6 protein-coding genes are annotated in these 10,882 nt (G+C 40.6%); all 6 read right to left on the bottom strand.

The features are described 5' to 3' along the window. Positions 1–113: 113 nt before the first annotated feature. The 6 genes from MHB83_RS13190 to MHB83_RS13165 all read right to left on the bottom strand — a co-directional run bounded on the left by MHB83_RS13190 (position 114) and on the right by MHB83_RS13165 (position 10,857). On the bottom strand, positions 114–1,406 hold the full coding sequence (locus MHB83_RS13190; RefSeq protein ID WP_106028935.1) for a pitrilysin family protein: 1,293 nt from the start codon (positions 1,404–1,406) through the stop codon (positions 114–116). After that, the gene (locus MHB83_RS13185; RefSeq protein WP_342496384.1) at positions 1,403–2,683 is read right to left on the bottom strand and encodes a pitrilysin family protein; all 1,281 of its coding nucleotides are present in this window, start codon (positions 2,681–2,683) and stop codon (positions 1,403–1,405) included. The genes MHB83_RS13190 and MHB83_RS13185 overlap by 4 nt, the downstream gene beginning before the upstream one ends. A 145-nt stretch (positions 2,684–2,828) precedes the next feature. Continuing rightward, entirely contained in the window at positions 2,829–5,945 is a 3,117-nt protein-coding gene (locus MHB83_RS13180; RefSeq protein WP_321998952.1) for an MMPL family transporter, read from the bottom strand. 317 nt (positions 5,946–6,262) lie between these two features. Then, the gene (locus tag MHB83_RS13175) at positions 6,263–7,495 is read right to left on the bottom strand and encodes an MFS transporter (protein ID WP_342496383.1); all 1,233 of its coding nucleotides are present in this window, start codon (positions 7,493–7,495) and stop codon (positions 6,263–6,265) included. A 99-nt stretch (positions 7,496–7,594) separates the two neighbouring features. Continuing rightward, positions 7,595–8,320, bottom strand: a complete 726-nt coding sequence (locus tag MHB83_RS13170) for a GntR family transcriptional regulator (protein ID WP_050944992.1) — start codon at positions 8,318–8,320, stop codon at positions 7,595–7,597. A 164-nt stretch (positions 8,321–8,484) separates the two neighbouring features. Beyond that, a complete protein-coding gene (locus MHB83_RS13165; RefSeq protein ID WP_003210839.1) occupies positions 8,485–10,857 on the bottom strand; it encodes a DNA translocase FtsK in 2,373 nt (790 codons plus the stop codon). Positions 10,858–10,882: the final 25 nt, after the last annotated feature.

Below are 10,882 nucleotides of genomic sequence, written 5' to 3'. Positions count from 1 at the left end.
GAGTTTAACTAATGAACAAAATGATTGTCAATGAAAATCCATACAAATCACAGGCTTTTATTCATTAGAGACAAAAAAGACAAACTCATTTATCTGAGTTTGTCTCTCTTTATTTATTTGGTTTTCGGGACGACTTTGAAAACGGACATCCGTTCTTCATCAATTTCTTCCTCTAAAATTTGCTGAATGTCGGTTAATTGGATCTGTTCCAGCATAGTCACGACATCAAATAAGCTCATGTCTAAAAATGCATATCGGGTAAATTGGTTTGCAATGTATTCAGGAGAGTTCATCGCTTTTAAAAAGCTTCCGATTTTCTTCTTACGCGCGAGCTCAATTTTCTCTTCTGAGATCAAGTTCTTTGCTTGAAGAAGGGTTTCTTTTAATACTTTCGCCAGTTGATCAGGATCATTTGTGTCTCCGCCAACTGACGTGAAGCCAAAGCCGCCTTCTTCCGTATAATCGTAGCTGAAGGTCTCATCAATTAAACCTTTTTCATACATTTGTTCATATTGTAAGGAGCTTTTACCAAACAGTGTCTCTAAAATGAGATTCATTCCGAGCTCATGTTTTAGCAGCTCATTTCCTTTTTTATGAGGATTCTTTGTTTTCAAACCGAACATACATTTCGAGCCTTGTACGTTCATTGGAAGTTCGTATTCTTTTCGGTACACACCTTCAGGCTCATTGATGTCTTTTCGTTTGATCTCTGGCTGGTCTGTAAATGGCTTTTTCGCCTGATTTGCTCGAACTTGATCTAATATTTGCTTCGGATCAACGGGACCGACAACAAATAGAAGCATATTGCTCGGGTGATAGAACGTTTCATAGCATTCATACAAATGATCTTTTGTAATCGGAGCAATGCTTTCTACTGTTCCAGCTATATCAATTCTCACGGGGTGCTCTTGATATAGATTTTCAATCAGACCGAAGAATAAACGCCAGTCCGGATTGTCATCATACATGTTAATCTCTTGACCAATGATGCCCTTTTCTTTTTCGACCGTTTTTTCAGTAAAATAAGGTTCTTGAACAAAATCAATGAGTGTCTCAAGATTTTGTTCGACATTTGAGGTGCTTGAGAATAAGTAAGCTGTTCTCGTAAATGTCGTAAAAGCATTTGCGGATGCTCCTTGTTTACTAAATGTATGAAATACGTCTCCGTCTTCTTTTTCAAACAGTTTATGCTCTAAGAAATGGGCAATTCCGTCAGGCACTCGAATCATGTCTTCTTTGCCAAGCGGCACAAATTCGTTATCGACAGAGCCATATTTGGTTGTAAAGGTCGCATAGGTTTTGTTAAACCCTTGCTTTGGGAGCACATAGACGTCAAGTCCGCTCTCCATTTTTTCGTGATAGACCGTTTCTTGCAGCTGGTCGAATTGAATTGTTTTCACTGTCATGAAGCACCCTCCGTTCCTTTAAGAAAATAGGTCGTATCCCATTCGATTTTCTGACCCACTTTGATGATATCCTCTTTTGTCACTCGGTCAAGTGCTTCTAAAAAGGAATCAAGCGTTTCCCCTGTTGGCACAACGGCATGCTGATACAGGTATTCCGCTGTCCCATAAGATGTATCGATCGTTTCAAGCAGCTGATTTTTGACGACAGCTTTTGTTTGGTCAATCGCTTCATCTGAAAAATCACCTTTTTGCATCGCTTCAAATTGTTCTTTTATGATGTCTACTGCCTGCTGATAGTTGCCGACTTCAATCCCTGACATGACCATCATCAAGCCTTTAAAGCTCTCAAGTCTAGACACAGCGTAGTACGCAAGACTTGCTTTTTCCCGAACATTGATGAATAGCTTCGAGTGTGAGAAGCCGCCGAATATGCCATTAAACAAATGCAAAGCCGGATAATCGTCATCTGCAATCGTCGTATGCGTGCGAAAGCCGATATTCAGTTTGCCTTGCTTCACGTCTTCTTCGTCGATGACTTCTTTTGCTTCTCTTTGCGTGCTTGCTGTTTCAGCGTGTTGTTTGACCGGTTCTCTATTACTTGTTTTGAAGTATTGAGAGACCATTCGGCTGATGTCTTGTTCGTCTACATCTCCCACAACATAAAGATCAAGCTGATTTGTTTGAAGCGCATGCTTATATGCTTCAAACAGCGATTGAGCTGTGATCGTTTCGATATCTTCCATTTCTCCATTGACGTGCAGTGCATACGGTTCACCTTTGCACATTTCCTGCACAAGCCTTAAGTTCGAGTAACGCATTTTATCATCATACACTGCTTGAATTCGCTGTTTTAAAGTACGTTTTTCTTGATCTACATATAATTGACTAAACGCTCCATTTTCAACATACGGATGGAATAGTAGATCAGATAGTAAGGCAATCCCTTTTTCTAGTAAAGGGGTTTGATCCTTTAAATATTTCTCATTCGCCATTTCCAGGCGGAAGGTAATGATGTGATTCTCCCCTTTTTTCGCCATGTCTGCTGAAACCGTAGCACCATAAAGCTCATCAAAATAAGCACGCAATTCTCCTGTTTTCGGCATTTTTTCTGTTCCTCTTAACAGCACATGCGGGAAAAGTGAACGCATGGTGACGTCATCTTTCGATAGAGGCGCAAGCATTTTAAAAAGGATTGTGACCGTTTTAAATTTTTCTGTTTTGACAATATGAGTATGAAGACCAGGTGTGTCTAGTGTCTTCTCTTGTAAGTACGTCATGAGAAACCTCCTTTGTTCATCCTATTTATTATGTATTAGAACATAGCTGATATATACGTAAAACAGCCATTTAATAGACATTATATCAATCAGAGGAAAGGATAGGAAATAAAAACGCCTCTGCTATAAGCAGAGACGCCGGTCGTTATTTCATTCTAAAAGGCCACCAATTCCATTTACCGAAAATACGAACCATGACCGGGATGAAGAGCGGTAATACAACAAAAGCATATAATAAAAGCCCAATGAGTATGACCGTTGCAATTTCAACAAGTGATAATACACCGGACGGCAGCATAGCAGCAAAGGTCCCCGCTAATATCGCGACTGCTGAAATAATGACGGAACCCATATTTCTCATCGCTGATATCATTGATGCTTGCACATGCTCTCCCTTCCATTCATTAAAGCGATCCATTAAGAAGATCGAATAATCAATGCCAAGGGTGACAAGAATGACAAAGCTGAAAAATGGGACAGCCCAGCTGAGACCGTCGTAGCCAAAAAATGTTTTAAAGATCCATTCTGTTAAACCGACGGATGTAAAATACGTTAAAATGAGTGAAAGTGTTAAGTATATCGGCATGACGATTGACCGTAATAATATAATTAAAATGATAAAGATGCCAACTAGCATGAAAATGACCGTTCGAATAAAGTCACCATCAGATGTTTCTTTTAAATCTACATTTAAACTTGAGATACCAGACACACCGTAATTTGCATTCTTTAACCCGCTGACAGGTAAATATTGATCAAGGGTGTCCTCAATTTTCGCAACGCCTTTCATCGCTTCATTGCTGTATGGATTCACATTTAAAATAACTTCAAAGGTTGTTAATTTACGATCTGGAGACATATACGTATGAAAGATTTGCTTAAATTCATGGCGTTTCAGCACTTCTTCTGGAATAAACCAGCCTGTTATTTCTTCATCTGGCGCTTTCTGAAGCTGCTTTAAATAGCCGTCCGCCTCTGTGAAGCCGCTTTTGACCTGCTCAAGCCCTTCAATACTTTCATCTAAACCATCTGTTAACAATGTGAGTTTTGATGAAAGCTGGCTAAATCCTTTTTTGATGGCTTTTTGACCGTCTGTCAGCTGGTCTGCGCCATCTTCAATTTTAGGCATTTCTTTAATCAATTGTTTTTGACCCTCATTTGTTTGATCAAGACCGGCATAAATTTGATCCAGTCCTTCCATGAGCGCTTGTACTTGACGTTTTACTTCTTTTTGCTTGCTTGATAGGCTTTGAATCACTGAATCTGCTTTCTTGATCTTTTCTTTAAAGACAGAGGCTTCCTCTTCATACAGACTCATTTGGTCCCCTGCTTGATCAAGCATTCCTTTTGTGTCTTTGAAAACTTTCTTTATTTCTTTATATTCATCCATATCTTTTACTTCTGGAAGCCGTTTTTCAAGTGCTTCAAACGATACATTTTCATACGAACTTTTTACTTTTTTAATGGTGGTTATTAGCTGCTGATTTGATTTCGCATGACGTTCCAGCGTACTCACCATTCGTTTAAGCTCTTGAATCATCGCTTCACTGCTTCGATATTCTTGCTCTAATTCCTTTTTTGCTTCTTTGATTTTACTTCGAATGGTTCCGACGCCATCTTTACTGCGCCTCACCCCATCTTCTAAAGAGATCAGGGACACCCTTACTTCTCCAATGCCGCTTTTGATCGCTTTTGTTCCATCAATCAGCTGATCAATGCCTTTAGCGGATTCTTGAATTTTTGGTTTTTGTTTAAGAAGGGCAAGATTTGTTTCGGTCAAACCATCTGAAATTTTTCCGATTCCTTCATGGCCTTTTCCTAATTCTCCGCCCAGCTCTTTTGCTTGAGAGGTGACGTAAAGCTGACTTAGCCCGTCCCCAACAGGCCGAGTGACACTGCGAACTGTTTTTACTTCGTCAATGTCATTTAATTTACGGGTCAGTTTTTCAATTATGACAATCTTTTCTTGGTTATCTAACTTATTGTCACTTTCAACAAGTACATTCAGGGGCAGCGCTTCCCCAAAGCCAAATTGCTCTGATATCGTATTAAATGCAGACACTGATTCATACTTTGTCCCAATCTCATTTAAGCTGTTATAAGAAAGAGTCCCGTCGTACATCAGAATAGGAGGCACCGTAATGAGTGCAACTAAACCTAGGCTGATCAGCGGCCTTTTAAATGAAAAACGCCCAGCCCATTCCCACATTTTACTTTGCGGGTGGCGAATGTTTTCTCTTTTAGATGGCCAGAAAAGGGATTTTCCAAAAACAGACATAAAAAAGGGAACGATGGTGACAAGGGCGATCAGCAGGATACCAACTCCAACAGCAACACTAACGGCTGATTGATACAATTGAAATTTGGCAAACCCAATGCTTGAGAAGCCGACTAACACGGCTAAGCCACTGAAAAGGACCGTTTTCCCTGCACATTTATATGTGATGATAATCGACTCTTTGACATCACGACCTTGACCGATTTCTTCTTTAAAACGGCTTAACAGCAAAATACAATAATCTGTTCCTATACCGAACATAATCGCTACCATAAAAATCTGAGTAAAATTAGATAGAGGAAATTGCATATATTCTACTAGAAAAGCCACAATACACCGGCTGACAGCATAAGAAATGCCGATCGTAATGAGCGGAACAACAGGTGCCAAAATCGATCTGAAAACAATGATTAAAATAAAGAAAATAAAAATGATCGTTATAAGTTCAGTTTTCTTCAGACCTTGTTGAGAGCTTTGAATGACATCTGAATCCACAAATTTTTGTCCCGTCATTTCATATGAGACATGATAGGGCTTTAAAACTTCCTCAATTTGTTCTTTAAGCTTCACAGCTTTTGTTTCGTAGTGGTCGAATTTGAATGGAACAAGAAGTGTACTTTTATCCTTTGATAAAAGTTGTCTTTGAATGTCCGGATCTACATGAAAATACGAAGTAATTCCGTCAACGTGGAGGTCTGGAGCATGTGTCATGAGTGCAGATAAAGCCTTTTTTAATTCCTGCTCTTTCTTTGGGAACAGATGTTGTTCGGAGAATACAATGACACCCGTATCTTTTTTCCCGTTTTGATCTGTGAGCTTATCCAATAAGTGAAGTGCCTCAGCTGTTGGTGTCCCCTCCGGAACCTTTAATTGCCCTTTTTCTCTTGTTAATTCCTCTAAATTGGGCGCAGTAATAAACAGAATCACAGCTGTTATCATCCACACCACTAATACAATCCATCTTGCTTTAATTATTTGCAACATAGCTGCTTCAAGCTCCTTCTAGTTCATCAATCAATTTGCTATATTTGAGCGTGTCTGAAGTGCTGACTGCGTCTCCTTCAACGTGCTAATGGCAGGATGACCTATTCAATTGTCTTTTCGTGTTGAAGAAACACACATTCATCATCACCACGCGAACTCAATTTCCGCCTAAAGAAGGACAGAAAATGAATATTTTTGAACACCTCCCGTTTGGAATAATTTAAAAGATATTACTATACATTAGTTTAACTATCAAAATTTTACATGTCAATTTATAAAAAAGAAAAAAGATGGCAAAATACCGTCTTTTTTCTAGATTAAACCGTTTTTAATTGTTCACTTTCATCCTCTTCATCTGGCTGGATGAAGAAGAGAACCAAAAATAGAGAAATAAGACTGCAAATGGTCGAGAGAATAAAAACGATGGAGTCCCCTTTATCCATGAGATAAGCATAAATCGGAGGTCCTAAAGCGACACCGATAAAACGCATACTGCTGTAAAACGACGTAATGGTTCCACACTGCTCTTTTTCAATTCCTTCTGTGATCAGGGCATCAAGTGCAGGCAGGACAATACCGATGCCAACACCGCCAATGCTTAAGCAGATAAACAATACATAAAAGCTGTGATTCCACCATAAAAGCATATAGGAAAGTGATAACAAGGCCATGCCTACGATTAAAAAGATTCTCATTCTCCCTTTTTCTTTTCCAATTGTTTTCCCAGCAACGTATGAGCTGATGGATAGAAAAAGGAGCGGAATGCTAAGCAGGAGCCCTTTTTTGACACCCTTAATTTGATAAGCTGCCTCCAGGTTATCAGATAAGTAAAAAAGCACACCAAAAAGAAGAAACATAATAAAACCGCCAATTGCAAAAATGGCATAAAGCCAGCGTCCCTCATGCTTAAATATGGTCTTTGTTGATTTTAAAAATTCTTTGAATGAAGGTGGGTCCTCCTCTTTTTTCGCGGATTCTACCATGAACAGTACCATGAGAAAGCTGATGATTGAGAAGAACGGAATAAACCAAAACGGCACAAACCAAAACCATGAAGCCAAAAGCGCCCCAATAATCGGGCTCAATACCTTTCCAGCTGTGTTAGAGGTTTCAATGGCGCCTAGTCCCGCACTGACTTCTTCATCATCATGAAACAAATCTCCAATAAACGGCATCACGACAGGTGCTGCCCCGGCTGAGCCAACACCTTGAAGGACCCTGCCAAATAGAATCCACATGTACGGTTCTTTCATGATCGTTGAGGCAACTGCTGCCACAGCCCCTCCAAATCCTGCGATTAACAGACACGGCAGGAGTACCTTTTTTCGCCCGATTCGATCTGATAAATAGCCGGCGATCGGAATACATAAGATCGCGACAACGGAGTATACCGTAATAATGAGGGAGACTTGAAAGGAAGTAATGGAGAGTGTCTTTTCTATCTGTGGCAATACGGGAATAAGCATCGAGTTCCCAAGTGTCATGATTAAAGGCACTGATGATAATGCAATAATATTCTTTTTACTGACTGTTTTCTCGCCCAACATCATTCACCCAATTCTATATACTGTTACGTATTAGTGTGGCAAGTTTTACGGGTATTATGTATGGGCAAACAAAAAGCAACCGCTTATGAAAGCGACTGCTCGTTAAAATCGTTTACGTATCACATGAAAGCTGAATTTATCCGCTCGAAAATAATTAAGCGAGTATAAGACCGGCTGATCATCCTGATCATAGTGCATTTGTTTCAGTAGTAATAATGCTGTTTCAGGGTCACATTCTAGTATCGGTGAAACCTGATCGTGGTAGCCGATTGGTTCAATGTCAGCAACTGCATATTTTATCCCGCTGTGTGGTTCTCTTCCAAATAGCTCAAAAAGAGACTCTTCTTCATGTGTAAAAGAAGCGGGAAGATGCTTGACCGGAATTTTATCTAAACAGTAAACCACGGGCTGTCCATCTGCCGTCCGAACGCGCTCCATTGAAAAAATCTCATCAGATTCATCACACTGAAAACGAATCACATCATTCTCTGTTGGTTCCCCTTCTTGGGAGGATAAAAAAATGGTTCCAGGCGTCATATTGACCTGCTCTATCATTTTCGTGACACTTGCCAGCTGTTCTATGCCTGTTGAAAAGAGTGGTCTTGTGTTGACGAACGTACCCACACCATGCCTTCTAATTAAATATTTCTCTTCTTCTAATATACGAAGGGCTTCACGCAGTGTCGCTCTGCTCACGCCTAAAAGCTTTGAGAGCTCAAACTCAGAAGGCAGCTTTTCTTTTTCGGCATATACGCCTGATTGTATATCTTCTTTAATACGGTCAATCACTTTCAAATATAAATGGCGATTGTCTGTTTTGGTCGACATGTTTTCCCTCCGTCTAATCAATGCAAATGATAAGATGAGAAATCTCTATTCCGAGATAAGTTGAACATAACTATATCATGTTTTTGCAAATAAATAAATAGTCTGACTTCCAGTTAACATAATCATACTATCGTTCACTTCTTTTTTAGAAAGCTCTCTTCGATTTATGAAGAGAGCTCATCATATTGTTCTTTTGAAAGCAGGACTTCTCTCGGTTTACTTCCTTCATAAGGACCGACAACGCCTCGCTCTTCCATTGCGTCAATCAGGCGGGCGGCCCGGGTATAGCCGATGCGGAATCTTCTTTGAAGCATAGAGACAGAAGCCGTCTGCATGCCGATGATGAGTTCCACTGCTTCATCATATAAATCGTCATCCACAGCTGTAAGCTGATCCTGCGTTTCTTCAGTTGGAATCATTTCTTCTTGATATTGCGCTTTTTGCTGAGTGATCACATGGTCAACGACATGCTCTACTTCTTCATCTGATAAAAAGGCGCCCTGCACACGAACCGGTTTGTTTGCTCCAACTGGCAGAAACAGCATGTCCCCTCTGCCGAGCAGTTTTTCTGCGCCCCCCATATCAAGGATCGTCCTTGAATCGGTTTGCGAGGACACGCTAAAGGCGATGCGAGATGGGATGTTGGCTTTAATGACACCTGTAATGACATCGACAGAAGGTCTTTGTGTGGCAATAATTAAATGAATCCCGGCTGCACGAGCCATTTGCGAAAGTCTTGTAATAGAATCTTCCACATCTGAGGAAGCGACCATCATTAAATCTGCAAGCTCGTCTACAATGACGACAATATAAGGAAGTTCTGGCTGTTTCGCCTCTTCTGATTGATTCATTCGTTTAATGTAATCATTGTACCCTTCAATATTTCTTGTCCCCGTATGAGAAAATAATTCATAGCGGCGTTCCATTTCACTGACGACTTTTTTCAGTGCCTGTGAGGCTTTCTTAGGGTCCGTTACAACGGGAGCGAGCAGATGCGGAATGCCATTATACACATTTAGTTCAACCATTTTCGGATCAATCATCATCATTTTCACTTCATGAGGTTTCGCTCTCATGAGAATACTTGTGATAATGCCATTGATACACACACTTTTTCCGCTTCCTGTCGATCCTGCTACAAGTAAATGCGGCATTTTGTTCATTTCAGCGAGCACGGCTTCACCCGAAATATTGCGGCCTAGTCCAATCAGCAGCTTCGCATTTGGACGGTCATTTTGCTTCGATTCTAATACCTCTTTTAAAGAAACCATCGCAATTTCTGCATTAGGAACCTCAATACCGATGGCTGATTTCCCAGGAATCGGCGCCTCAATCCGAATATCTTTTGCAGCGAGAGCAAGAGCTAAGTCATCACTTAGATTGACGATCTTACTTACCTTCACGCCAACATCTGGATAGACCTCATATTTGGTAACAGCCGGTCCTAAGTGAACCTGTGTAACTTTCGCTTTGACGCCGAAGCTTTGAAACGTTTTTTCAAGCTTTCTTGCATTTTCATATATATTCTTTTTGTCTGTTTGCTGTCCTGAGTGCTGCGGCTCTGCCAAAATATCCAGTGACGGCAATTCGTAATCTTTGTTTTCAAGTTCAGTAAACGTCATCGGCGGCGCCTCTTTTGGTTCATCAGCTGAATCTGATGGAGCCGGCGTACTTTGCACAGATTCTTGAAGAGGCGAAGTCTCTTTTGCCGCCTGCTCTTTTTGAACGAGCGGGGTGAGAATGTCATCTCTGTCAGCAAAGCTTGAGATAATCGGCTGACTATTGTCAGGCACTGGCGCTTCCTCTTCCATTATGATCTGATCATCTTCGTCCTCTTCTTGAATACGAGACCGTTTTTTCTTTTGGGCCGTTTTCTGAGAGGGCGCGCTCTTTTTCGCCTGCCTGATTCCTTTCATATCTTCAACAAACGCTTTCCACTGCTTCACCATAAATTGCGAGACAGGCAACGTCACTTTTTTCACCATTTCTTGAAGAGATCGATTTGTAATCAGCACAATTCCAATCAGCATCAGAACGATTGCCATGATTTGAGAGCCTGCTTGTGCAAATAAGAAATAAGAAGCAGCAAATAATACGGCACCGATCATGCCGCCTCCTAAATCAGGCGACCCCGTCTCACCTTTCATGTCCATCAAGAAAAGCTCAAATGTATTTCTGATCACACTTTGAGAGCCTATCGCACCCGCAGATGAAAGGTGCTGAAAGAGCTTCACATGAGACAAAAGCAAGATACTAGCAATGATGCAGTATAGCCCTGCTTTTCTTCTTGTCAACATATCTGGGATTTGTTTTTTCCAGAAGATGGTCACGCCAAAAAGAAATAATCCGATAAGGCAGAGAATGAACCATTCACCTGCAAAGAATCGGAATAAATGTACGAAGGTTTGTCCAACGACGCCTAGCTGTAAAATGGCGATGATCGCTATGGCAATACAGACTAACCCATTTAATTCATATTTCAGTTTTAGCTGTTTATTTTGTTTTTTTCTCGTTTTCCGTTTTCTCTTTTTAGCCATACTCATCACCTTACTACGAAAGAAA

The organism is Bacillus sp. FSL K6-3149, from assembly GCF_038630515.1.
GTDB classification, from domain to species: Bacteria; Bacillota; Bacilli; order Bacillales; family Bacillaceae; genus Bacillus; species Bacillus pumilus.
The sequence above is the reverse complement of the archived record's forward strand: the minus strand, read 5'-3'. Positions and strand labels throughout refer to the sequence as shown.

What these genes read in the sequence shown, in the direction of transcription:
- MHB83_RS13180 (WP_321998952.1), bottom strand. Translation starts at nt 5,945, where the DNA reads ATGTTGCAAATAATTAAAGCAAGATGGATTGTATTAGTGGTGTGGATG.
- MHB83_RS13190 (WP_106028935.1), bottom strand. Translation starts at nt 1,406, where the DNA reads ATGACAGTGAAAACAATTCAATTCGACCAGCTGCAAGAAACGGTCTAT.
- MHB83_RS13185 (WP_342496384.1), bottom strand. Translation starts at nt 2,683, where the DNA reads ATGACGTACTTACAAGAGAAGACACTAGACACACCTGGTCTTCATACT.
- MHB83_RS13170 (WP_050944992.1), bottom strand. Translation starts at nt 8,320, where the DNA reads ATGTCGACCAAAACAGACAATCGCCATTTATATTTGAAAGTGATTGAC.
- MHB83_RS13175 (WP_342496383.1), bottom strand. Translation starts at nt 7,495, where the DNA reads ATGATGTTGGGCGAGAAAACAGTCAGTAAAAAGAATATTATTGCATTA.
- MHB83_RS13165 (WP_003210839.1), bottom strand. Translation starts at nt 10,857, where the DNA reads ATGGCTAAAAAGAGAAAACGGAAAACGAGAAAAAAACAAAATAAACAG.